Source organism: Ruegeria sp. YTSA168 (assembly GCF_059610045.1).
Window position 1 is genome coordinate 592,169 of the sequence record NZ_JBXWMW010000002.1, and the last position, 24,287, is coordinate 616,455.

A 24,287-nucleotide genomic window follows, 5' to 3' on the forward strand; every position below is an offset into this window, starting at 1 on the left:
GGAAAGCTTTGATGTCAACGATCCTCATCATCGAACAGATCCTTAACGGGCTACAATTCGGTATCATGCTGTTTCTGATGGCCGCAGGTCTGACCCTGATCTTTGGGGTCATGGGGCTGATCAATCTGGCGCATGGCTCACTGTATATGCTGGGGGCTTTTGCGGCCGCCGCTGTCGCAGGTGCGACAGGATCGTTCCTGTTGGGGCTGATGGCCGCCCTTGCGGCTGCAGCCGCGGCCGGAGCTTTGGTTGAGATCGTGGTGATCCGGCGCCTGTACAGCGCGGCCCATCTTGATCAGGTCCTTGCCACCTTCGCGCTGATCCTGATTTTCTCGGAAGGCACGCGCTGGGTCTTTGGATCGTTCCCCTTGTTCCTTGACGTACCCAGCTACCTTTCAGGTCCCATCACGCTGCCCGGTGGCATTCAGTATCCGCTGTATCGCCTGGCATTGATCGGGGTGGGCCTGCTGGTGGCCGTGGGCCTGTGGTGGCTGACGGCGCGTACACGTATCGGCATTCAGATCCGAGCCGGTGAGAATGACCGCGAAATGATCGCGGCCCTGGGCGTTGATATCTCGAAACTCTACACTCTCGTCTTTGCATTGGGTGCGGCGCTTGCCGGCTTGGCCGGTGCCTTGGTTGGTGCAATCCAGTCAGTACAGGTTGGCATGGGCGAGCCGGTTCTGATTCTGGCCTTTGTGGTGATCGTTATTGGTGGCATCGGTTCGATCAAAGGGGCGTTTATCGGGGCGCTTCTGGTGGGCCTGACGGACACATTGGGCGGCATCTTCCTACCGCAGCTTTTCAAACTGTTCATGGAACCGGGCCCCGCCACGCAGACCGGTTCATCCCTGGCGTCAATGGCCGTCTACGTCTTGATGAGTCTTGTTTTGATCTGGCGACCCACCGGATTGTTCGGAGCCCGCTCATGATCAGGGAAAGCCATATCAACATCATCGTTTTGCTTGGCTTCATAGCAGTGCCAGGCTGGGCGCTCATCGCCGATGAACCTTTTACCATCACGCTTGCAACCCGCGCTGTTGTATTGGCTCTTGCCGCTGTGGGTCTGAACATCGCACTTGGGATCGGCGGGCTGGTAAGCCTTGGACATGCCGTATTCTTTGGCCTTGGCGGCTATGCGATGGGTATTCTGGCCTATCACGCCCAGACCTACACACCGCTGCAAATGGGGCCGCTGACGATCGAAGGTTCGACCGCGATGCCCGTGATCTGGCTGACGGCGATCATCGTCTCATCACTGGTCGCGCTGGTGATCGGCGTTCTGTCACTGCGGACAACCGGCGTCTATTTCATCATGATCACGCTGGCCTTTGGGCAGATGTTTTTCTTTTTCTCAATCTCGTGGAGCGCCTATGGCGGCGAAGACGGCCTGTCAATTTATGTAAGGAACGGGTTTCCCGGTCTGAACACGCTGGTCCCGATCCAGTTTTTCGGCCTGTGTTTTGCGGCGCTTTGTCTGGCGCTGCTGATCTACTGGAGGCTCCGCGCCTCACCCTTTGGTCTTGCACTGAACGCGGCACGCCAGACACCGGCACGGGTTGAAACCGTTGGGTTGAATCCGATGCGGCTGAAGCTTCTGGCTTTTGTCGTCTCGGGCGCGATCACCGGACTTGCGGGTGCGCTTTTTGCTGACCTCAACCGGTTCGTCAGCCCCACCATGTTCAGCTGGCAGCTGTCAGGTGAGTTGATCGTTTTGATCATCATCGGCGGCGTGGGTCGGCTGATGGGTCCCGTGGTTGGTGCCGCACTTTTTGTAACGCTGGAACATTTTCTGGGTGAAATCACCGATTTCTGGCACATCTGGCTGGGCGCCATCCTTCTGCTGATCGTCCTTTTTGCACGCGGCGGGGTGATCGGCATTCTGACCGGAAAGGCGGGACCGCATGTCTGAACCAATTCTGGAAACCCGCAATCTGCACAAAAGCTTTGGCGCGCTCAGGGCGACAGATGATGTGTCGATTGACCTGCGGCCCGGTGAAATCCACGCCATCATCGGCCCGAATGGTGCAGGCAAATCAACCTTGATAGCGCAGATTTGCGGCGGGCTGCCGCCCGACAGCGGAAGCGTCCTCCTCGGCGGGCGCGATGTCTCGGGGTTGAGCACAGCCGCGCGGGCGCGCGCGGGACTGGGGCGGACATTCCAGATATCGGCGCTGGCGATGGAAGATACGGTTCTGGAAAACGCGCTTCTGGGTGCGCTTGGTCAATCCGGTCGTCCCTGGCGGGTATGGCGGTCTGCGATTAGGGATACCAACCTGATGAGCCGCGCCATGGATGCGCTGGAACGCGTCGGGCTGGCCGAGGCCGCAGATCAGGTGACCGCATATCTCAGCCACGGCCAGCGCCGCCAGTTGGAGGTCGCCGTCGCGCTGACATTGAACCCCAAAGCCTTTGTCATGGACGAACCCATGGCCGGCCTGGGTGCCGAAGGCTCCAAAACCATGACCGCATTCCTTGCTGGCTTGCGGAGCGAGGCCCCGATCCTGTTGGTTGAACATGACATGGATGCCGTGTTCGCCCTGGCCGACCGCATCAGCGTGCTGGTTTACGGGCGCGTGATTGCGACCGGCACGGTCGAAGAGATTCGCGCCTCACACGAGGTCAAACAGGCCTATCTGGGGGAAGAAGCATGAGCTTGCTGCGTGTTGAAAACCTCACCGCCAGCTACGGGCCGGTCCCCGCCTTGTTCGGTGCCGACCTTGAGCTTGAGGCAGGCGAAGTCATCGCTTTGATGGGCCGGAACGGCATGGGCAAGACGACAACCGTCAAGGCAATTTGCCGGATGATCGATGCACAAGGCGGACTGAGCTTTAACGGACAGGATCTGCACAGCTTGCCCAGCCACAAGGTCGCCCGGCTGGGGATCGGGCTTGTCCCCGAGGGACGCCGTTGTTTCAAAGACCTGAGCGTCGAGGAAAACCTGATCGCCGCCGCACGCCCGGGCCCCTGGAAATTTGCCAGGGTCGCCGAATTGTTTCCGCGCCTTGCAGAACGTCGCACCCAGATTGCCGCTTCACTTTCCGGCGGCGAGCAACAGATGCTTGCCATCGGTCGGGCACTTATGACCAATCCGCAGCTTCTGATCCTGGACGAAGCGACCGAGGGCCTTGCCCCTATCGTCCGTCAGGAAATCTGGGCCGCAATCAACCGCATCAAGGCGGAAACCGGTATGGCGATCCTGTTGATCGACAAAAGCCTGCGCGAGCTTGCCTCGGTCTCGGACCGCGCCGTGATCCTTGCGCGCGGGAAAACCGTCTGGTCTGGAAAGATGGCTGACCTGACCCCTGAAATCACGCAGACCTACGTGGGGGTTTGATTGGTGTTCGAGATGCAACAAAAAGTGCTATTCAAACATTGCGATCCGGCGGGGATCGTCTTTTTCCCCCGCTATTTCGAGATGATGAACGATTGTGTCGAGGCGTTTTTCGACGAGGTGCTTGGCCACCCGTTTGAGACATTGCACAAATCCGGTGCGGTACCGACGGCCCAGATCCAGACCCGTTTTACCGCTCCAAGCCACCATGGAGATCACCTGACCCTGCGCTTGCGCATCATACATCTGGGTCGCACATCGGCCCGCTATGTGATGACCGCACATGCAGCCGATGAACTGCGTTTTGAAACCGAAGCGACCCTTGTGAATGTTGATGCAGCGGGCCGCCCCACGGCCTGGCCATCCGAAGTTGCCCGAAAATTCAAAGAAACAAAGGAGGCTGACAATGCCCCATGATGTCATTCATCCCGAAGGTTGGCTGCCTGCTTTGGGCTATGCAAACGGTATGCTGACGAAAGACGGGGTCCTGCATATCGGCGGGCAGATTGGCTGGGATTCCCAAAAGACCTTCGTCAGCGACGATTTTATCATTCAGATGCGGCAGGCTCTGCTCAACATCCGCACCATTGTTGAGGCGGCAGGTGGCAAGGTCGAGGATGTAACCCGGCTGACATGGTTCGTAACAGACAAGGCCGAATATCTGGCCGCACAAAAAGAGGTCGGGCAAGCCTACCGCGAGGTTTTCGGCCGACATTTTCCGGCCATGTCGATGGTCGTCGTCGCGGGGCTGATCGAAGACCGTGCCAAGGTGGAAATAGAAGCAACGGCGCATCTTTCATAATCACATCCGGTGCGCCTATGTGGGTATCATCGCGCGGCAAGCTTAGGTGAGAAAGCCTGCCGCGAAAGCTACGCGCTAGTTCTTTGCGCAGGCGATTTTTTCGTCCCTTGAGACCTCTTGGATATCCAGATCAGTATTCTGGGCATCCGCATTGGCAGCGACACCGCGACCGTTGAAGAATGTCTGCAACGTGCGGTTTTCATACATCTCGCGTATATCGTCGGTTCCACCAGCGAACGACCCGCCCACGAAAAGCTGAGGAAGGGTCTTCACCCCAGAATAGGTCTTGATGGCCGATCTGAGCTCATCGGCAGCCAGAACATCTCGAACGGTGTATTCGATCTCAAAATGGTCAAGAATCTGAACCATACGCGATGAGTATCCACAGGGTGAATCACCCGGTGTTCCTTTCATGAACAGTACGACATCGTGCGTTTCGACATCTGATTTAATCTGCGCGTGCATCTTGAATAATCCTATGAGGTTTGGAGCGTCAGGGTTGCATTTCTTAATTAGGTATCATAAATGCGTATTTTTGCAGCAGCGATGAGCTTGTCAATGCAATCGCAACCACGTGACACCTGTTGGGGTGACAATCGATGAACGAGAATTCTGAAAATCAGCCGGTTCGGGATACACTGGACATGATGCAATCCGAGTACCTTAAGATCGTGGATGGTGTGGCTGTCGAACCAGACGGTTTTGACCCTGGCAACATCGCGCATCAAAGACGCCTTGAACATCAGCGCGCTGTGGTCGCGCTGGGTTTGACCCCGGATATCCTTGCGGCCATTGTCGATGAGTTTTACCTGCGAGTTCGCGCGCACCCCCTGCTTGCACCAACGTTTGAGGAAAAGATCGGGGATGATTGGGATGCCCATCTGGACAAGATGAAAGCCTTCTGGGTTTCGGTCGCGCTGAACGCCGGGACCTATGCCGGGAAACCAGTGGTTGTTCACAAAGCGCTGAACGGGGTCAAACCAATGCAATTCGGCATATGGTTGGGGCTGTTCCAACAGACGGTCCTGGATATCACCCAGTCCGCCGAAGCAAGCGCGTTCCTGATGGCGCGCGCTGAGAAAATGGCTGGAACATTCAAAAAGGCAATGTTCCCCAATGCTCAACCAAAGCCCAAGCAGGAGATTGACGCATGTTGAAGGATAAGCAGCTTCCGTCCGGTGTCACCAAATACAAAGAGACCAATACCTTCACCTCAAGCTCTGTACCCAAAGGGTTCTTGAGGGATCATGCGACCAAAGCCGAAGTTTGGGGGCTGCTGATCGTCCACAAGGGTTCGGTCACCTATGTGGATACGGCATCTGCAGAAGAACGCGATATTCATGCAGGCTCGAACCAGGTAATTGAACCTGAATCCCGCCATTATATCCGGCCATCTGACGACGCAGAGTTCCACGTGGAATTCCACCAAGCCGCGTCAGACAATGCATCGACCCCGCACAAGGGGAAGCCCCTTTTCTAGTACGGAGTCGAAACACTTCCGCACTGGTATCGGCTATGCATAGGAACATGGCGTCGAGGTCATCAACCGGGCCTTGACCAGCGCTTCGGCGCGGGTAACAGCGCAGGCAAGGCGTGAGCTTTGAAACTCAGAAACCAGTTGAAACAAGGCTGATCAGGATCATCGCCACCCAAAGGCCAATCTATTCGCTTACGAAAACTAACAGATTTGTTATCGGAAGTGAGCGTTGGGACGCCGGGAAATCACCCGCTGGACTTCTGGCCGCACCTGATGATGCGTATCTTTGAAGATATGTGAATGCGGATTTAGTCGATTATGAACCTTCGAGATTTGGAATACGTTTTGGCCCTTGTCGAACACGGCCAGTTCAGACAGGCCGCAAGCGCGAGCAACGTCTCGCAACCGGCCATGTCCAATCAAATCAAGAAGCTGGAGACCGAGCTGGGGAACGAGCTGTTTCTTCGCCTGAACAACGAAGTGCGACCGACAGCATGCGGCGCGCGCATCGCGGAGATCGCAAAACGTATGCTCCTGGATGCCCAAAAAATCCACGACACGGCGATCGAGTTCCGTGACCCCGAAGCGGTCCCCTTTACAATTGGGATGACGCCAACTCTGGCCCCCTATCTGACGCAGTACTTTTCTGACCTGTTCAATAGCCTGTTCCCAAGAATGCGGGTCGTGATGATCGAAGACCTGCCGCAGAACATGCTTCGGATGGTCGAAGACCACACGTTGGACGTGGCGTTGGTGGCAAAAATCAACAACAATGCATCCCTTGATTTCACGTCAATCTGGTCCGAACCATTGTTCCTTGCCCTGCGGGAAGGGCATCCGCTTTGCGACCTGCCATCGATTGCCCCCCGAAGACGTTCCAGCCCATGATTTCATTCGTCTACCGCATAGCTTTGGCTATGAACTGGAAAACCGGCTGCCCAAACGCAATCCATCGTTTCGCACCAGCAAACGATTTGACCTAACGGCTATGCGGTTTGAAACCGTATGTCGCTACATTTGCCATACCAATGATTGCACCATCGTTTCAGCGCTGGCCGCCGAGCAATTCAAAAGAGACAACTGGCCGCTCTGCTTCATCCCGTTCGACGCGCCCGGTCATTTGCGGGATCTCGGAGCGGCGACCCGCCCGGATTGTCCCAGAAAACCCGTGCTTGAACGCATTGGAATCTACATCCAGCAAAAGCCCCCGGTTGGGGTCATCCCAACATACAAAACATAAGCGCGCGCACCACCGCTATTGGCAAAGCGCCGATACATCTTGGGCAAATAGATGGGCCCGGCATCTGAACTTCCAGTCCTGCAAACACTCATCCCATCTCACCTTGCTATAAAGACCGTTGGCTTTTTTCTGCGAATAAGTGTTCAATCAAGGCTGCAAGGGTATCGAGATGCACAAACCGGAACGGTTCGAAAAGTTTTACTTCGCCAAGGTTGGCATGGGCGAGGCCTGCGGCTGCGCCGAGCGGGTTATCGATGTCTACGAGTTCAATCGCAAAGGTGGAACTCAGTCGAAACAGGCCCTGAAGACGGACAAACGCAAACGTCGTTCGTTTCGATCCTGGGCGATGAAATACGGGTTGCTTAGCCGGAAACCACGGGCTTAAACCTTCATCTGACCATTCCGGCGCAAGGCCTGCCGATACCCTTTATAGATCACCTTGCGTCGCAGACCCAAAGGACATGCCCGTGACAGATCCGTCAATGCAAACCCTCACGCTGGCCGATGTGCGATCGCTTGCGAAATCGACGCTGCAACGGGTGGGTGTGGATGAGGTCGGAAGCGAGATTCTGGCCGATATCATCATGCGATCGGAACGGGATGGGCCACGCAGCCATGGTTTGCGCAATCTGCCGATTTATGCCCAAAGCTTCACATCCGGCTACGCCAACCCAGTGGCTCGACCTGTCATTCAACGCATCGCGCCCAGCGTTCTGCGCGGGGATGCGGATAATGGCTACTACCAGATCGCAGCGCATGCGGCGCGCGACGAACTGATCGACATGACCCGCGAGAATGGCATAGCCGCCTTCACCTGTGCCAATTGCCATCATCTGGGTGCGCTGCGTTTTGACACGGAACCTTTCGCCGAGGCTGGGCTGGTCGCCATAGCCGTCATCAACTCACTGTCGCTGGTGGTGCCGCAAGGCGGCGTGCGTCCGGTCTTCGGCACCAACCCGATGTCCTTTGCCTGCCCCCGTGATGGGGCCGCACCGGTGGTGTGGGATCAGGCCTCGTCCGCCGTGGCGTTTATGGACATCAAGATGGCCGCCGCCGAAGGGCATGATTTGCGGCAACCCGCCGGGCTGGATCGCGACGGGACCCCCACAGCAAATCCGGACGCCATTCTGGAAACTCGCAGCCTGTTGCCGTTTGGAGGCCACAAAGGCGCGGGCATTGCCTTTCTGGTCGAGGTTCTGGGCGCGGCTTTGGCCGGCGGCACCCTGTCCGTCGACAATGCTGAACGTGAGGCACATGGCGCGCTGAATATCAAAGGCGGGGCGACGCTGATTACCCTGGACCCTGCCCGCTTTGGCAATGACGCCTTCTCAGACTACATCACCCGCATCTGTGCCGAGATTGAAGGCAATGGCGACGCCCGTGTGCCCGGCGATAGACGACTGAAAAACCGGACCGAAGCTGAGGCCAAGGGGATCACGGTCAGCTGCGCGGTTTTGGATCAAATCGCAACCCTAAGTTAAGCCGCCTGTTTCCCGCCTGGTCCACCTTGGGCCTTCCGATCTTCACAAATGACACGCTTGGCTGAAAACTGCCTTGTGCCTGCCTTGTTATTCGCGACTTCTTGCTTGAAAAGGGAAGCATTCTTGGCAATGCAGGTCAGCCTTTCTAAGTCAGGGACCTGCACCGCCCGACCTGATTGATGTGGAACGCAGCTTGAAACCTGAACACAGATTGTCGCCCACCCCACGCCATGAATTGCGCACCGTTCGCAATCAGGGGATCACTTTTCTGGCTTTGGCCTTCCTGTTCAGCATCTTCGTCAATCTTCTGATGCTGACCGGGCCGTTGTTCATGTTGCAGGTCTATGACCGGGTGCTCAGCTCGCGCGCGGTTGAGACGCTGACAGCGCTGTTTATCCTTGTCGCGCTGCTTTATGCGCTGATGGCGATGCTGGATTTCGCCCGCGGTCGCATCGTGGCGCGTTTCGGCGCGCGGTTTCAATCCAAGCTGGATGAACGGGTGTTCGATGCCACGTTGCGGCGGTCGCTTAACCCGCAGGCTCGCTCAGCCCCGGCCACCGCCTTGCGCGATCTTGAGTCGATCCAGAACCTGTGCTCGTCGCCTGTGCTGCTTGCAGTGATGGATATCCCGTGGACCCCGGTGTTTCTGGCGGCAATTTTCATATTCCACCCGCTTCTGGGATGGCTGGCCGTAGCCGGCGGCGGGCTTCTGATCGTCATTGCCTTGTTGAACCAAGGCTTGACCCGCCGCAAAGTGGCCGAGGCGCAGGCTGCATCGGCGCGGGCCAACTCCTTCTCGGAACATGCCCGACAAGCGGCCGAGGTTGTTCGATCCCAGGGGATGCAACAGGATGTGACCCTGCGCTGGTTGAACCAGCGCACTGATGCGCTGCGTCAGACAATAGCGGCCAGTGATTGGACGGGCAGCTTTACCTCGCTGACAAAATCGCTGCGGCTGTTTCTGCAATCGGCCATGTTGGCGCTTGGCGCCTGGCTGGTGTTGCAGAACGAATTGTCGCCCGGTGCGATGATCGCAGGGTCGATCCTGCTGGGTCGGGCGCTGGCCCCTGTCGAACAGGCAGTCGGGCAATGGTCCATGATCGAAAAGGCGCGCGCCGCCTGGACCTCGCTCAACCAGTTTCTGGACCAGACCCCGCCCGAACCCAACCGCACCAAGCTACCGACACCCGAGGCACGCCTAGCCGCCAAGGCGCTGACTGTGATCCCTCCGGGCGCGGCGGCACCCACCTTGCGCAATGTGACATTGAATCTGGAACCCGGAACGGCGCTTGGGGTGATCGGCAAAAGCGGATCAGGCAAGACCACGCTGGCCAAGGCGTTGCTGGGCCTCTGGCAGCCCGCTGCCGGGGAAATTCGGCTGGGCGGCGCGACACTGGATCAATATGACCCCACCGATCTGGGCCAGCATATTGGCTATCTGCCGCAGCAAGTGACGTTGTTTAATGGGTCGGTTGCCGAAAACATCGCCCGGATGTCGCAAAACCCCGATCCGCAGGCCGTGGTCGAAGCTGCCAAAAAGGCCAACGCGCATGAGCTGATCCTGTCTTTGGAGAAGGGCTATGACACGTTTTTGGAAGGCAATGACAGCCAGCTATCAGGCGGCCAGAAACAGCGCATCGCACTGGCGCGGGCCCTTTATGGCGAACCGGTGCTGCTGATCCTGGATGAGCCGAACTCGGCCCTTGATGCGGATGGAACCGAGGCGTTAAACGCAGCAGTACGCGGACTGAAAGAGGCGGGAAAAGCAGCCATCATCATGACCCATCGACCTCAAGCCATCTCGGAATGCGATACGCTGGCGGTTGTCGAGCAGGGACAGCTGGTCAAGTTCGGCACCCGTGACGAGGTGTTGAACGCGATGGTCCAGAACGCTGGCGCCATCAAACGCAATCTCAATCAGGTGAACACCGGATGACCGAGCAGACGAAAACCGACGGGCGCACACCCTGGCGGATTACCGTGCCCGCATTAGTGGGTTTCTTGGCCCTTGCCATTCTGGTCGGCGGTCTTGGTATCTGGTCGGTATACACCCAACTGGCCGGTGCAATTGTATCCTCAGGTTCGATCGAGGTGCAAAGCAACCGGCAGGTAGTGCAGCACCCCGATGGCGGCGTCGTGGGCGAGATATTTGTGCGCGACGGCTCGGTCGTGTCCAGCGGCGATCTGCTTTTGCGGTTGGACGATACGTTCCTGTCTTCGGAAAAAACCATCGTCGAGGCGCAGCTGTTCGAATTGCTCGCACGTCGTGCCCGGCTGGAAGCGGAACGGGACAGCGCCAGCCCCGAAGACCTGGCCACTCAACTGGACGCCGTTCAGCAAGAACATGGCATCCAGCGCGACCTGATCGACGGTCAACAACGCCTGTTCGAGGCGCGGGTGAACACCATGACCCAGCAAACCGATCAGCTGAAAAAACAGCTGGTCCAAACCGAAAGTGAGATCGACGGCACCGAGGCGCAGTTGGTCTCGCTCCGTCTGCAGGTCGAGCTGATCCGCGAAGAGCTTGAAGATCAGCAAAGCCTGCTGAGCCGCGGCCTGACACAGGCCAGCCGGGTCCTGGCCCTGCAACGGGAAGAGGCCAGCCTAAGCGGTGAGATCGGACGCCTTGAGGCCGCAATCGCGCGGCTCAAAGGCCAGATCGCAGCAACTGAAATTCGGATCGTCGAACTGGGCGCCACCCGCAGGGAAGAGGCGATTACAGCCCTGCGCGACGTGCAATCGCAGGTCGCGGAACTGTCGGAACGGCGGTTGTCTCTGACAGAGCGTCTGTCCCGGCTGGACATTCGCGCCCCCGTATCCGGCGCGGTTTACGGCAGTCAGGTCTTTGCCCTGCAATCGGTGATCCAGCCTGCCGAGCCCATGATGTATGTCGTGCCGCAGGACACGCCCTTGCTGGTGGCCGCGCGGGTGGATGCGATCCACGTCGATCAGCTGCATGTGGGCCAACCCGTCGCCCTGCGCTTTCCCGCCTTCAACCAGCGCGAAACGCCAGAGCTTGACGGCCATGTGGTCAACGTCTCGGCCGATACATTCACCGACGAACAAACCGGTTTCACCTTCTACCGGGCCGAGTTGGTCCCCGATGAAGGACAGATCGAGCGGCTGAACGGTCAGGTTCTTCTGCCCGGCATGCCGGTAGAGGCGATGATAAAGACCGATGAACGCACGCCCCTGTCCTATTTGGTCAAACCGATGGCCGACTATTTCAACCGCGCCTTTCGCGAGTGAAACAAGCCCTACGACCCCACCTTCTGCGCCCCTTCGCGCATCTGGCTGAGTGTCTGCCTCGGGGTCAGCGCCTCAGGCGAAATGTTCAGGTCCAGAACAGCCCCTGTATCCGACGCCAGTGCCCTTTCGAACGCGGCCTCGAAATCCTCGGTCCGCTCAACCCGCTCGCCATGATAGCCATAAGACCGGGCGAGTGCTGCGAAATCGGGGTTCTCCAGCGTGGTCCCTGAAACGCGGGCGGGATAGGTTTTTTCCTGATGCATTCGAATGGTGCCGTAGGTGCCATTGTTCAGGATCAAAACGATGGGCTGAGCACCCGCCTGCATGGCGGTCCCAAGCTCCTGACAGTTCATCTGAAAATCCCCGTCCCCGGCAAAGCAGACAACGGTCCGCTCCGGATGCGCCACTTTGGCGGCAACGGCTGCGGGCAGGCCATATCCCATCGCACCGGATTGCGGGGCCAACAGGCGTTGTTGGGGACCGTATTTGAAAAACTTGTTCGGCCAGACGGTGAAGTTCCCCGCACCATTGGTCAGGATTGCATCATCGGGCAGGCGATCGCGCAAATAGGCTGAGACCTTGCCCATATCCACCGGGCTGGGCAGGTCGGGCAGGTCGAAACCAGCCTCATAATCCGCACGCGCCTGCGCGCGCCAATCTGCCCATCCTCCACTCGCCACATGCTCGGACAGGGCGGTTGCGAAGGCATTCGGACCGGATTGAATACCCAAATCGGGAATGTAGACCTTGCCAAGCTCTCGGTCCGAGGCATGGACATGGATCAGCTTCTGTTCCGGCTTAGGCACGCGCAGCAAAGTGTAGCCTTCGGTTGTCATCTCTCCGAACCGCACGCCGATGGCCAGGAGCACATCCGCGCCTTGTATCTGCGCCCGCGTGGCCGGTGTCATCCCGGTTCCGGCATCGCCGACATAGCTGGGGGAGTGGTTGTCAAACAGGTCCTGAAACCGAAACGCAGCCACAACGGGGATGTCAGAGCTTTCGGCAAAACGCTGCAATGCTACACTTCCTTCGGCGCGCCAGCCGCCCCCGCCAACCAGAATCAACGGGCGCTCCGCGCCGGACAGGGCCGACATCACAACAGCAATGGCCTCGGGCGTTGGGCCAGGCTCATGTACGACCGCCGGGCCTGAAAGCGCGGGCACATCGGTGACATCGGTCAACATATCCTCGGGCAAGGCAACGACGACCGGACCGGGACGGCCCGAGATGGCCGTGGTCCAGGCGCGGGCGATGATCTCGGGGATACGGTCGACCGCTTCAATCTCGGTCACCCATTTGGCGACGGTCCCGAAATAGGCACGATAGTCGATCTCTTGAAACGCCTCGCGCCCTTTCATGTCCGTGCCCACCTGACCCACAAACAGGATCACCGGCGCGCTGTCCTGCATCGCCGTATGCACCCCGATCGACGCATTGGTCGCCCCCGGACCACGTGTGACGAAACAGATGCCGGGCTGTCCGGTCAGTTTGCCGTAGGCTGCTGCCATAAAGGCCGCACCCCCCTCGTTCCGGCACAGGGTGAAATCTAGCGCTCCATTGGCCCCCGCCCGCGCGCTACCGGTATCATGCAGCGCATCCAGCACCGCCAGATAGCTTTCACCCGGCACACCAAAACTGTGCCGTGCGCCCAGCGCCTGCAAGCATTCCACCAGCACAACGCCACCGTTCCGTTCTGTCATCTCGGGCTTTTCCTTCGAACCGTCCTGTGAAACGCACGCGTCAGTCCCACACTGAGGGCGTTCCTATCGCGGCCAACTTGGCCGAAGAAGGCGTTGCAGGTAAATCCGGAAATCCATGAATTGGGAAAAATATTAGACACACCAGGCCGGGATCATCTGATAAACCGCTTATCACCCCTCATTGCAAAGACCAGCCCCCTGATCTAGCACGACTTAAGGAGAGGATCATTGAAGGCTGCCATGAATATCCTGTTCATCATGTATGACCAGCTGCGGTTCGACTATCTCGGCTGTGCCGGGCACCCTCATCTGGACACACCGAACTTTGACAGGGTTGCACGGATGGGTGTGCGTTTTACCAATGCCTATGTGCAATCGCCGATCTGCGGGGCGAGCCGGATGAGCTGTTACACCGGGCGCTATGCCTCCTCCCATGGTGCGCAATGGAACGGCTATCCGCTGCGCGTCGGAGAGGTCACGCTGGGCGATCACCTAAGGGACGCTGGTATGGGGTGCTGGCTGATCGGCAAGACCCATATGAAAGCGGATGCTGCCGGAATGGCGCGTTTGGGTTTGTCGCCCGACAGCATCATCGGCGCACGGCAGGCTGAGTGCGGATTTGACGTCTGGGTCCGCGATGACGGGCTTTGGGCCGAAGGGCCCGACGGTTTCTATGACGAAAAACCCGCGCCCTATAACGACTATCTCAAATCCAAAGGCTATGAGGCCCAAAACCCTTGGGCCAATCATGCCAATGCAGGGGTTGAAGATGGTGAGATCGCCAGCGGCTGGCTGTTCCGAAACGCAGACAAAGCCGCCAACATACGCGAGGAAGATAGCGAAACGCCCTGGCTGACGGATCGCGCAATTGACTTCATTGATCAGGCCAAGGGGCCTTGGTGCGCCCATGTCAGCTATATCAAACCGCATTGGCCCTATATTGTGCCAGCCCCCTATCACAACATGTACGGCCCGGCTCATGTACCGACCGCAACCCGGGCCGAAATTGAGCGAGAAGATCCCCATCCCGTCTACGCCGCGTTCATGAACAACAAGATCGCAGCCGCCTTTCAAAAGGAAGAGACCCGGCAAAAGGTCATCCCGGCCTATATGGGGCTGATCAAGCAATGCGACGATCACCTTGGTCGCCTGCTGGATCACCTGGAAGCCACGGATCAGATGCAGAACACGATGATCGTACTGACTTCGGATCATGGCGACTATCTGGGCGATCACTGGCTGGGGGAGAAGGATCTGTTCCACGAACAATCCGTGAAAGTGCCTCTGATCCTCCACGATCCGCGTCCCGAAGCAGACGGAACCCGCGGCACCACCTGTGATGCGCTGGTCGAACAGATTGATCTAGCGCCTACCTTCCTTGAGGTCGCAGGTGGGGAACCGGCGGGTCATATCCTCGAAGGGCGTAGCCTGATGCCGTGGGTGCGTGGGGAAACACCTGACTGGCGCGACTTCGTGATCAGCGAATATGACTATTGCCTCACGCCGATGCGTCAGGCGCTCGGGCTTTCGAACCCGGACGCACGGTTGTTCATGGTCTTTGACGGTCGTTTCAAGATGGTCCATGCCGAAGGCGGGTTCCGCCCGATGCTGTTCGATCTGCAAAACGATCCGGACGAGTTCCACGACCTGGCCAAAACAGACAGCCATACAGATCAGATCGACCGCCTGTATGGCATGCTGGCGACATGGGGGCGGCGCATGTCTCAGCGCGTCACCCGCTCCGACACCGATCTGGACGCGATGCGCGGTCGGTCACTGCGCCGAGGCATTCTGCCATTTCTGGTCGATGGGACCGAAGTTCCAGACGAACTGATGAAAAAGTATCGTGGGCCAGTGTCTCAGGACTTCACCCCAAAGGACAACTAGCGGGGCCCGGATCAATGGTCGAGGCGACCCAGTACGCTTTCAAGATATCGCGTCGAATGCCAAGTCTGACTGGCGCAGAAGATCCCCGCGCAGCCGCGCAGTTTCAGGCTGACGGCCGAGGCGTTTTGGATTGTGCCTCGATACATTCGCCCAGTTTCCGGGTCACGCAGCTGACCCTCCCAGACATCACCATTGAACTTCAGCCCGGTCAGGATCAGATCACCGATCCGCGCATGTGGCGTATCGGCCTGATCCCAGACCCAAAGCAATCGACCACAGGTCGCGGCCTTGTCTGAGGGGCAGTCTTCAAACCGAACCACCACACCCAAACCCGGCGAGGCGTAGCTGCCGCTTAGATCAAACGCCTGCGCCCGGTCGGCCAGGAATCCCGCAATCAGCGCAACGATCAGACCAACCATGCCCAGCCGGGCCCGCGACAGGTGCGGTGCTGATTGGGCGTAACTCTCGTGATATTGCGGATGCTCGGTTTTCATCAATCGATCCCACCATGAGAAGTAAAGCCCCAGATTGTACCCCGCATGGGCATGGTGCAGATCGTGATGCGTGACGGTGGTCATCCAGTCAAAAACAGGCCGCCCGTCGGACCGGGCCGGAAACACCTCGACCCCGCAATGCCCCAATGCATTGCGCAGCATCATATGGGTGACAAAGATGAACAGCGCGATGGGATGCGCGGGCAATATGATCAACACAAGCGGCAGGTAGATCGCATTCACGACGGCCTCGCCCACGTCAAAACTGTACGAGGTGAAAGGCGTCGGCTGATGCGATCTGTGATGCAACCGGTGAAACCGCCGGAACAGCGGCGGTTGGTGCAACAGGCGATGGCTCCAGTAAAACCAGGCGTCATGCAAGATGATCAGCGCCGCCACGCTGAACAGAAGATACCCCCACCCGCGATCCGCGATCTCGGGATAGATTGTCATCAAACCAGCCCGCGCGCCCAGCGCAATCGACGTCCCGGCGGCCGCAAAGATCAGAACCGTGCGCAGGCTGGCCAGCAATTCGCGCCTGATTTGCCCCTTGGGCGGGTCCGTGGGCCTGATCTTTTGCCGACTTAGCCGGCGTGACAGCAACAGATTGATCAGCAGATAAGTGCCGCCAGCACCGATGACATAGCGCAGAAGGTCTGCACCAAACACCTCGGCATAAAGGGTCATGATGTTCGAAAGGGTCAACATAATACGCTCCGTCGTCTGAATGGATACGAGCGAAGGTTTGGCACCCGCCACTGCACATGACCTGCCGATTTCAAAATCCGGCGGGTTTTCTTCAGAATCGGCGAGGGTTTTCTGAAATCGACCAGCCCAAACCGTTGACCCGGGCAGGAAACGCCCGTTCTGTTGGGGTCAGAATGTCCGATCTGGCAATGTTTGATATCTTTCTCAGAGGTGCCGCCCTAGGCGCCCTTGTTTTATGCGCCTGTATTTTCGTCAGCAGTCGCGTGAACAGAAAAAGCCTCTCTGTGGCAGCGCTCTGCTTGTGCCTCTGCCCCTATCTGATCGTATCCACACCAGATATCCCGCTGCACCCCATGGCGCAGGCCGCGCTAATCTGGGTGGCCGCGCTGGTGCCGGTTCTGCTGTATTGGGCTGCGCTTGAGCTTTTTCAGGATCATGTAGATGTAAGGCCCTGGCAGATCGGGCTTGCGGTGATGATTGTCACCTCGGCCTGGTTTTCGCATTTGCATGTCTGGGTCGCAGCACTGCGTGGACTCGCTGCGCTTTTGTTGTTTTCACACATGCTCAGTGTGGTGATACGCGGGGATGCGGATGACCTGATCGCCCAGCGCCGCCAGTTCAGGCGGTGGTTCTTGGTCTGGGTTCTGGGTCTTGCCAGCGTCATCACTGCCGTTGAGATCCTGCAACTGGACCGCACAATGCCGCGCGGGCTGTTTGCCCTGCAAGCGGGCATCATGTTTCTGTCCGCGGCGGCGTTTCTTGGATGGTCGGTAGACTTGCGCCCGGATATTTGGCGCACCGCACCACGCAACGCTTCGGAAAACATACCGGCCAACCCGGCCCAAGCAGCTTTGGCACAACGTATTCAAAACGCCATGGAACAAGGGTTGTGGCGTCACGAGGGGCTGACCGTGGCTCAGCTTGCGGCGCATCTGCACACGCCAGAGCACCGCATCCGGGCCGCGATCAATCAGGGCATGGGGCACCGGAACTTTCCAGGCTACGTCAACACGTTCCGCATTATCGAAGCGCAGAAACTGCTGATCGAACCCGAAATGGAGGGCCGCACCGTGCTCAGCATCGCCTTTGATGTGGGCTTTTCCTCACTCGGCCCGTTTAACCGTGCTTTTCGGGATCAAACTGGAACAACACCAACTACATTTAGAAAACAACACTTAGAAAGAACAAGAACGTTGGACGCGAACAGTGCCTAGACTGCCACCGCAATAAGCAGTACTCGACTCACCAAGCGTAGAAATTGTTCGCAAAAGAAAAGATTCTTGACTAAATTGTTCGCGAGGTCGACATTTGTCGATCGTGCCCATTCAATCCAAGATTTGTTGTTGCATTACGTAACCGCCTTGGTCTTAAATCTTTCGGACAGATCAATGAAATCCGCAAAACGCGGATAATCATTTGACGCTACAGGGGGTCTTGTGACCGAATCTATGAACGACGCCGCGTTTGTCGAATTCCAACGCGTTCAAAAATCTTATGATGGCGAAAACCTCGTCGTCAAAGATCTTAACCTCGCCATGCCAAAAGGTGAATTTCTGACCATGCTGGGCCCCTCGGGTTCGGGCAAGACAACATGTCTGATGATGCTGGCCGGGTTTGAAACCGCCACCCATGGTGAAATTCTTCTGGACGGCAAGCCGATCAACAACATCCCGCCGCACAAGCGTGGCATCGGCATGGTCTTTCAGAACTACGCCCTGTTCCCGCATATGACCGTGGCCGAGAACCTCTCGTTCCCGCTTGAAGTGCGCAAGCTTGGCAAGTCCGAGCGCGAGGAAAAGGTCAAACGCGCGCTGGATATGGTTCAGATGGGGGCCTTTGGCGGCCGCCGCCCGGCGCAACTGTCGGGGGGTCAGCAACAGCGGATCGCACTGGCGCGTGCGCTGGTGTTTGAGCCTGAGCTGGTCTTGATGGACGAACCGCTGGGCGCGTTGGACAAACAGCTGCGCGAGCATATGCAGTTCGAAATCACCCGCCTTGCGCATGAGCTGGGCATCACGACGGTCTACGTAACCCACGACCAGACCGAAGCGCTGACCATGTCAGATCGCGTCGCAGTGTTCGATGATGGCCGCATTCAGCAGCTGGCCCCGCCGGATCAGCTGTATGAGGAACCCGAAAACAGCTTCGTTGCGCAGTTTATTGGTGAAAACAATACAATGGAAGGCGTGATCAAATCGATTGATGGCGACACCTGCGTTGTGCAATTGGATGACGGGTCCGAGATTGATGCGGTTCCAATCAATGTGAACGCTCCGGGTGACCGGACCAAAGTGTCTATCCGGCCCGAACGCGTCGAATTCAACAAGGACCGCCTGCATGCCGATGCACATACGCTAAAGGCAACGGTCAAGGAGTTCATCTATATGGGTGATGTGTTCCGCTTTCGCATGTCGGTTGCCGGGAATGATGAGTTCATCGTCAAGACGCGCAACGCCCCCGATGCCATTCGCCTTCAGCCCGGTCAAGAGATCGACATTGGCTGGCTGGCAAAGGATTGTCGTGCGCTTGACGCATAGACCAAACCGCGCAGTACAAGCGCGGTTTCACCGAGGGACCGGCTGGCGAGAACCCGTGCGCCAGCTGACAACACAACAAACGGGACTTACTGGGAGTATCATATGAAACCGACAAAGACACTACTGACGGTGGCCGCGCTTGCGACGGCTGCTGGTGCCGTTTCGGCTCAAGAGATGACAATCGTCTCATGGGGCGGTGCTTATTCGAAGTCTCAGCTGAAAGCGTATCACGAGCCCTATTCGGAAAAGACCGGCGTCACCATCCTGAATGATGACAGCTCGGCCGAAGCGGTTGCGAAACTGCGCGCCATGAACGAAGCGGGCAACATCACATGGGATGTGGTGGACGTGGTTGCCGCTGACGCGATCCGCCTGTGCGACGAAGGTCTGGCACTGGAAATCGACCCCGACACAATGCTGGCACCGGCACCCGATGGTACACCAGCTTCGGAAGATTTCGGTGATCTGCTGGTCAGCGACTGCTTTATACCGCAGATCGTTTATTCGACCACCTTCGGCTATCGCACCGATCTGGTTGGCGACACTCCGCCCACCGATGTCTGCGCGGTTTTCGATCTGGAAACTTATCCGGGCAAGCGTTCGCTTGAGAAGCGTCCGATCAACAACATGGAATGGGCTCTGATCTGTGACGGCGTCGCCAAGGACGATGTCTATGACGTGCTGGCCACTGAAGAAGGTCAGAACCAGGCACTGGCCAAGCTGGGCACCATCAAAGACAACGTTGTCTGGTGGTCTGCCGGTGCTGACACGCCGCAGCTGCTGGCCGATGGCGAAGTTATCATGGGCTCCACCTACAACGGTCGTCTGTTCAGCGTCATCGAAGAGCAGAACCAGCCCGTCGCCATGCTGTGGGACGCGCAGGTGTTCGATCTGGACGGCTGGATCATTCCCGCCGGTCTAAGCGAAGAGCGTCAGCAGCAGGCGCTGGACTACATCATGTTCGCGACCGATACGCAGCGTCTGGCAGATCAGGCCAAATACATCTCGTATGGCCCGGCTCGCGCCTCCTCGGCGCCGCTGGTTGGTCAGCATGCCGATCTGGGCATCGACATGGCACCGCATATGCCGACCGATCCGGAAAACGCCAAGAACACGTTCCTCTATAACTACGAGTTCTGGGCTGACTACCGTGATGACATCGACGCCAAATTCCAGGCGTGGCTGGCACAATAAGCCGGGCTTGACGCCATAAAACCGTCGGGGGCGGTGCGCCGCCCCCAGACCAAGACAAAACAGGGTACAATGATGACGGACGCAAGCGAAAACGCAGGGCCAATGCTGGCTGCAGACGGTACGCCGCTGAAACAGTCACTGGCGCGGTCATTGCGGCGGCAAAAGCTCAGGGCTTTGATGCTGATCGCCCCGCTGCTTCTGTTTGTCATGTTCTCCTTCATCGTTCCTATCGCCTCGATGCTGTTCCGTTCGGTCGAAAACAGCATAGTCGCCGAAACCCTGCCGCTGACGGTTCAGGCCTTGGGCGAATGGGATGAAAAATCCGGTGAATTGCCGGATGAGGCCGTCTATGACGCCTTTGTTCGCGACATGGTTGTCGCCATCGACAACAAAACGCATACCCGTCTGGGCTCGCGTCTGAACTACGAAGAAACAGGCATGTCTTCGATGTTCCGCAGGTCAGGACGTAGCATCAAGAAACTGGACCCGGAAACCGATGGTCCGTTCAAAGAGCAACTGATCGAAATTCACGACGGATGGGGCGAGCCCAATACATGGGCCGTCATCAAAACCCATTCGCCTGCAATCACCAATGGCTATTTCCTCAATGCGGTCGACATGCGCCGCACCCCCGAGGGCGCGCAGTCACAGCCCGAAGACAAGCAGATCCTGATCAAGCTGTTCGGCCGGACCCTGTTCATGTCGCTGGTGATCACCGCCTCGTGCATCCTGCTGGCCTACCCGGTCAGCTACTTGCTGGCGACATTGCCGATGCGCGTATCGAACATATTGATGATACTGGTTCTCCTGCCGTTCTGGACGTCGCTTCTGGTGCGAACCTCGGCGTGGAAAGTCATGCTGCAACAACAGGGGGTGATCAACGAAACCCTTGTCTGGCTTGGTCTGGTGGCTGACGATGCGCGGCTGGTGATCATCAACAACCAGATTGGCACGATCATCGCGATGACGCATATCCTGCTGCCGTTCATGATCCTGCCGATGTATTCGGTGATGCAGACGATCCCGCCCGCGTACACCCGCGCGGCGAAGTCCATGGGGGCCACCAACTGGACAACCTTCTGGCGCATCTATTTCCCGCAATCTATTCCAGGCATCGGTGCGGGATCGATCCTCGTGTTCATTCTGGCGATCGGCTACTACATCACGCCGGAAATCGTGGGCGGCACCAAGGGTGTCTTCATCTCGAACCGGATCGCCTACCACATCTCGTCCTCGCTGAACTGGGGACTGGCCGCGGCATTGGGAACGATCCTTCTGGCGGTCGTGCTGCTGCTCTACTGGTGCTACGACAAGATCGTGGGCATTGATAACGTGAAGCTGGGATAATCGAAATGGCCGCACTTACTCCGATATCCCGCAAACCACTTTCGATAGTCCTACCCAGCGTCGCACTGGCCGGGGCCTTTGCCGGCGTCTTTGTCGGCGCAGGCAACGGATCAATTTTTCTGGGCATTTTGATCGGCGCCGCCCTGATCGCCGCGCTGGCCTGGGTCTACATCACCGTCCTGAAGAACGAGCAACTGGCCCGCTGGATCAACATCCTGGGCTTCGGGATCGGAGGGTTCCTGCTCGCCGGACCCCTTGGCGGAGTTCTGGGCCTGTTGGGCGGGTGGTTTTTTGCCTGGTTCACCTATTGGCTTTATGAAGGCCGCTATCGTCAGAAGCTGCTGCCTTATCTGACCGCGAAACAGGTGTTTTACCACTACCTGTTCCGCGTGATCTGCGGCGCGATCTTCGTGTTCCTGATCACGCCCATCCTTGTGGTCTTGCCGCTGTCGTTCAACGCGCAGGACTTCTTTACCTTCACGCCGGAAATGCTGCGGCTCGACCCCGAGGGGTACTCGCTCAAGCATTATCGCGACTTCTTTACGAACAACGAATGGCAGCGCAGCTTCAAGAACTCGCTGATCATCGCGCCGATCGCGACCGTCCTGTCAGTGACACTGGGCACACTGGCCGCCATCGGGCTCAGCCAATCCCACGTGCCGGGACGGCGCGCCATCATGGGTATTCTGATTTCCCCCATGATCGTGCCGCTGATCATTTCAGCCACCGGCATGTTCTTTTTCTACAGCGACATTGGCCGCTTCCTAGAAGGGACATTGGGCATGAATAAGAACTTCGTGGGCTATCTGAAGGTTATCCTGGCCCACGCCGTTCTGGGTATTCCATTCGTCATCATCACCGTCACTGCGACGCTGGTGGGCTTTGACCGCTCGCTGACCCGCGCTGCCGCGAATATGGGTGCAGGACCGGTACGGACCTTCTTCAAAATCCAGATGCCGCTGATCCTGCCGGGCGTGATCTCGGGCGGGTTGTTTGCCTTCATCACCTCGTTTGACGAGGTCGTCGTGGTCCTGTTCGTCGGCTCCGCCAGCCAGAAAACCCTGCCCTGGCAGATGTTCACAGGCCTGCGCGAACAGATCAGCCCGACCATTCTGGCGGTCGCCACAATCCTCGTGGTTCTGTCCATCGCGCTGCTGACCACGGTCGAGCTGCTGCGTCGTCGTTCGGAACGTCTGCGGGGTCTTTCCCCCGCTTGACGGATCGCATCGTCTGATCTAACGATTTCCCTGTTCACCCTCGCTGCGATGGCGTCGCGGCACGTAAGGGGGTGATCGGCTCTCGGACCCCGAGACCGCCTGTCCTGAACGCCGGGACATGTGGCCGGGTTCTTGCTTTTCCCGGCAAAGATGAGAGACCATATGATGAAAGACCTATCCAATCGCCCCGAATTCTTCACCTGCCACAATGGTGACAAGGCCCCCCTGCCCTTTAGCAAAGGCGAATATGATCGCCGCCTGTCCAAGCTGCGGGCCGTGATGGCGCAGCGGGACATTCCCGCCGTCCTGCTGACCTCGATGCAGAACATCGCCTATTACTCGGGGTTTCTGTACTGCGCCTTTGGCCGCCCCTATGGTTGCGTCGTTACACAGGACGCCTGCACAACCGTATCGGCCAATATCGATGCGGGTCAGCCCTGGCGCCGCTCGGTCGATGAAAACGTGATCTACACCGACTGGCAGCGCGACAATTACTGGCGCGCGGTGGCCAGCCTGATCAGTGGCGCAAAACGCATCGGCATCGAAGGCGACCACATGACGCTGGCCGCCCGCGATACCGCCCTGCGCATGCTGGACGCACCCGAACTGGTGGATATCGCGCCCGACACCATGGCCGCCCGCATGGTGAAATCCGCAGAAGAGATCGCGCTGATCAAAGGCGGCGCGCGCACCGCCGATGTGGGGGGTGCCGCCATCCACGCCGCGATCCGCGAAGGCGCGACCGAGATCGAAATCGCCATGGCAGGCCGCGATGCGATGGAGGCTGAAATCGCCCGCGCCTATCCGCAGGCCGAATACCGCGACACCTGGGTCTGGTTCCAGTCGGGTCTGAACACCGACGGGGCCCATAACCCGGTGACCAAACGCGCGCTGCAAAAGGGCGATATCCTGTCTCTGAACACCTTCCCGATGATCTCGGGCTACTACACCGCGCTGGAACGCACCTTGTTTCTGGGCGAGCCCGATGCCGACAGCCTGCGCCTGTGGCAGGCCAACGTGGCCGCGCATGAACTGGGCCTGAGCCTGATCAAACCCGGCGCGACCTGTTCCGGCATCACCGCCGAGATCAACCGCTTCTTCGCTCAGGAAGGCCTGCTGCAATACCGCTCTTTCGGCTACGGTCACTCGTTCGGCATCCTCAGCCATTACTACGGGCGTGAGGCCGGTCTGGAACTGCGCGAGGATATCGACACAGTATTGGAACCCGGCATGGTCGTCTCGATTGAGCCGATGCTGTGGATCCCCGAAGGCCAGCCCGCCGCGGGCGGCTATCGCGAACATGACATTCTGATCGTGGGCGACGATGGCGCTGAAAACATCACCGGCTTCCCCTATGGACCCGGCCACAACATCATCGGCGCCTAAAGCGCTTCGGCGGGGCCCCGGCCCCGCCCATCTTTCCTAAACGCTCTTGCGCAAGAAAAAGATGTTGGATGCGATAGCTATCAAATCACGAACGAATCTCAGATCAATCTCGCGCAAATATTCGTCAATTTAGCTCGCCCCACACACATTTTTTAATTTTCCCAATTTTGATCCATGAAAATGAAAAAATAAGCTATCTTGCATTTTCAGTGATTTACGCGGTTTCCTGACCTA

At 58.2% G+C, this 24,287-nt stretch carries 24 protein-coding genes; 21 read left to right on the forward strand and 3 right to left on the reverse strand.

The annotated features are described in order from the left end of the window. The first annotated feature begins 11 nt into the window (after positions 1 to 11). The 6 genes from AC2FFE_RS06515 to AC2FFE_RS06540 are packed head-to-tail and all read left to right on the forward strand — an operon-like array spanning position 12 to position 4,136. Complete coding sequence (locus AC2FFE_RS06515) at positions 12 to 932, forward strand: branched-chain amino acid ABC transporter permease (protein ID WP_496817770.1); 921 nt, start codon at positions 12 to 14, stop codon at positions 930 to 932. Beyond that, positions 929 to 1,912 (forward strand): branched-chain amino acid ABC transporter permease, encoded by a 984-nt coding sequence (locus AC2FFE_RS06520; RefSeq protein ID WP_496846202.1) that lies wholly within the window; start codon positions 929 to 931, stop codon positions 1,910 to 1,912. Before AC2FFE_RS06515 ends, AC2FFE_RS06520 begins: the two co-directional genes overlap by 4 nt. Next, complete coding sequence (locus AC2FFE_RS06525; RefSeq protein ID WP_496846203.1) at positions 1,905 to 2,654, forward strand: ABC transporter ATP-binding protein; 750 nt, start codon at positions 1,905 to 1,907, stop codon at positions 2,652 to 2,654. The genes AC2FFE_RS06520 and AC2FFE_RS06525 overlap by 8 nt, the downstream gene beginning before the upstream one ends. Beyond that, on the forward strand, positions 2,651 to 3,337 hold the full coding sequence (locus tag AC2FFE_RS06530; RefSeq protein WP_496846204.1) for an ABC transporter ATP-binding protein: 687 nt from the start codon (positions 2,651 to 2,653) through the stop codon (positions 3,335 to 3,337). Before AC2FFE_RS06525 ends, AC2FFE_RS06530 begins: the two co-directional genes overlap by 4 nt. Before the next feature lie 12 nt (positions 3,338 to 3,349). Continuing rightward, on the forward strand, positions 3,350 to 3,751 hold the full coding sequence (locus AC2FFE_RS06535; RefSeq protein WP_496846205.1) for an acyl-CoA thioesterase: 402 nt from the start codon (positions 3,350 to 3,352) through the stop codon (positions 3,749 to 3,751). Further along, on the forward strand, positions 3,741 to 4,136 hold the full coding sequence (locus tag AC2FFE_RS06540) for a RidA family protein (protein WP_496846206.1): 396 nt from the start codon (positions 3,741 to 3,743) through the stop codon (positions 4,134 to 4,136). The genes AC2FFE_RS06535 and AC2FFE_RS06540 overlap by 11 nt, the downstream gene beginning before the upstream one ends. A gap of 75 nt (positions 4,137 to 4,211) precedes the next feature. Here the strand turns inward: AC2FFE_RS06540 and AC2FFE_RS06545 are convergent, their stop codons facing one another. Continuing rightward, entirely contained in the window at positions 4,212 to 4,601 is a 390-nt protein-coding gene (locus tag AC2FFE_RS06545; RefSeq protein WP_496846207.1) for a glutaredoxin family protein, read from the reverse strand. A gap of 134 nt (positions 4,602 to 4,735) precedes the next feature. Here AC2FFE_RS06545 and AC2FFE_RS06550 point away from each other — a divergent pair, with 134 nt between their 5' ends. From AC2FFE_RS06550 to AC2FFE_RS06585, 8 genes are all read left to right on the forward strand, one after another. Next, entirely contained in the window at positions 4,736 to 5,293 is a 558-nt protein-coding gene (locus tag AC2FFE_RS06550; protein ID WP_496846208.1) for a group III truncated hemoglobin, read from the forward strand. Continuing rightward, on the forward strand, positions 5,287 to 5,616 hold the full coding sequence (locus AC2FFE_RS06555) for a TehB family protein (RefSeq protein WP_496846209.1): 330 nt from the start codon (positions 5,287 to 5,289) through the stop codon (positions 5,614 to 5,616). The genes AC2FFE_RS06550 and AC2FFE_RS06555 overlap by 7 nt, the downstream gene beginning before the upstream one ends. A 315-nt stretch (positions 5,617 to 5,931) precedes the next feature. Continuing rightward, positions 5,932 to 6,501, forward strand: coding sequence for a LysR family transcriptional regulator (locus AC2FFE_RS06560; protein ID WP_496846210.1), 570 nt, complete (start codon positions 5,932 to 5,934; stop codon positions 6,499 to 6,501). Further along, positions 6,473 to 6,853: a hypothetical protein gene (locus AC2FFE_RS06565; RefSeq protein ID WP_496817761.1), complete on the forward strand. Its 381-nt coding sequence runs from the start codon at positions 6,473 to 6,475 to the stop codon at positions 6,851 to 6,853. The genes AC2FFE_RS06560 and AC2FFE_RS06565 overlap by 29 nt, the downstream gene beginning before the upstream one ends. A 169-nt stretch (positions 6,854 to 7,022) precedes the next feature. After that, positions 7,023 to 7,238: a hypothetical protein gene (locus AC2FFE_RS06570; RefSeq protein WP_496834206.1), complete on the forward strand. Its 216-nt coding sequence runs from the start codon at positions 7,023 to 7,025 to the stop codon at positions 7,236 to 7,238. 82 nt (positions 7,239 to 7,320) lie between these two features. Continuing rightward, positions 7,321 to 8,334 (forward strand): Ldh family oxidoreductase, encoded by a 1,014-nt coding sequence (locus tag AC2FFE_RS06575; RefSeq protein WP_496846211.1) that lies wholly within the window; start codon positions 7,321 to 7,323, stop codon positions 8,332 to 8,334. A 193-nt stretch (positions 8,335 to 8,527) separates the two neighbouring features. Then, positions 8,528 to 10,270, forward strand: a complete 1,743-nt coding sequence (locus tag AC2FFE_RS06580; protein ID WP_496846212.1) for a type I secretion system permease/ATPase — start codon at positions 8,528 to 8,530, stop codon at positions 10,268 to 10,270. Beyond that, positions 10,267 to 11,583, forward strand: coding sequence for an HlyD family type I secretion periplasmic adaptor subunit (locus AC2FFE_RS06585; protein WP_496846213.1), 1,317 nt, complete (start codon positions 10,267 to 10,269; stop codon positions 11,581 to 11,583). The genes AC2FFE_RS06580 and AC2FFE_RS06585 overlap by 4 nt, the downstream gene beginning before the upstream one ends. A gap of 8 nt (positions 11,584 to 11,591) precedes the next feature. Here AC2FFE_RS06585 and AC2FFE_RS06590 read toward each other — a convergent pair whose 3' ends face one another. Continuing rightward, on the reverse strand, positions 11,592 to 13,283 hold the full coding sequence (locus AC2FFE_RS06590; protein WP_496846214.1) for a thiamine pyrophosphate-binding protein: 1,692 nt from the start codon (positions 13,281 to 13,283) through the stop codon (positions 11,592 to 11,594). A gap of 240 nt (positions 13,284 to 13,523) precedes the next feature. Between AC2FFE_RS06590 and AC2FFE_RS06595 the strand changes: the two genes are divergently transcribed. Next, the gene (locus AC2FFE_RS06595; protein ID WP_496846232.1) at positions 13,524 to 15,170 is read left to right on the forward strand and encodes a sulfatase-like hydrolase/transferase; all 1,647 of its coding nucleotides are present in this window, start codon (positions 13,524 to 13,526) and stop codon (positions 15,168 to 15,170) included. Positions 15,171 to 15,181: 11 nt separating this feature from the next. Here the strand turns inward: AC2FFE_RS06595 and AC2FFE_RS06600 are convergent, their stop codons facing one another. Continuing rightward, the gene (locus AC2FFE_RS06600; protein WP_496846215.1) at positions 15,182 to 16,372 is read right to left on the reverse strand and encodes a sterol desaturase family protein; all 1,191 of its coding nucleotides are present in this window, start codon (positions 16,370 to 16,372) and stop codon (positions 15,182 to 15,184) included. A gap of 173 nt (positions 16,373 to 16,545) precedes the next feature. Between AC2FFE_RS06600 and AC2FFE_RS06605 the strand changes: the two genes are divergently transcribed. From AC2FFE_RS06605 to AC2FFE_RS06630, 6 genes are all read left to right on the forward strand, one after another. After that, entirely contained in the window at positions 16,546 to 17,586 is a 1,041-nt protein-coding gene (locus AC2FFE_RS06605; protein WP_496846216.1) for a helix-turn-helix domain-containing protein, read from the forward strand. 234 nt (positions 17,587 to 17,820) lie between these two features. Beyond that, complete coding sequence (locus AC2FFE_RS06610; RefSeq protein WP_480827340.1) at positions 17,821 to 18,909, forward strand: ABC transporter ATP-binding protein; 1,089 nt, start codon at positions 17,821 to 17,823, stop codon at positions 18,907 to 18,909. Between the two features lie 102 nt (positions 18,910 to 19,011). Beyond that, a complete protein-coding gene (locus tag AC2FFE_RS06615) occupies positions 19,012 to 20,103 on the forward strand; it encodes an extracellular solute-binding protein (protein WP_496846217.1) in 1,092 nt (363 codons plus the stop codon). Between the two features lie 72 nt (positions 20,104 to 20,175). Next, positions 20,176 to 21,450 (forward strand): ABC transporter permease, encoded by a 1,275-nt coding sequence (locus tag AC2FFE_RS06620; protein ID WP_496817752.1) that lies wholly within the window; start codon positions 20,176 to 20,178, stop codon positions 21,448 to 21,450. 5 nt (positions 21,451 to 21,455) lie between these two features. Continuing rightward, the gene (locus AC2FFE_RS06625; protein WP_496817751.1) at positions 21,456 to 22,667 is read left to right on the forward strand and encodes an ABC transporter permease; all 1,212 of its coding nucleotides are present in this window, start codon (positions 21,456 to 21,458) and stop codon (positions 22,665 to 22,667) included. 165 nt (positions 22,668 to 22,832) lie between these two features. Further along, on the forward strand, positions 22,833 to 24,053 hold the full coding sequence (locus tag AC2FFE_RS06630) for an aminopeptidase P family protein (RefSeq protein ID WP_496846233.1): 1,221 nt from the start codon (positions 22,833 to 22,835) through the stop codon (positions 24,051 to 24,053). The last annotated feature ends 234 nt before the right edge of the window (positions 24,054 to 24,287 follow it).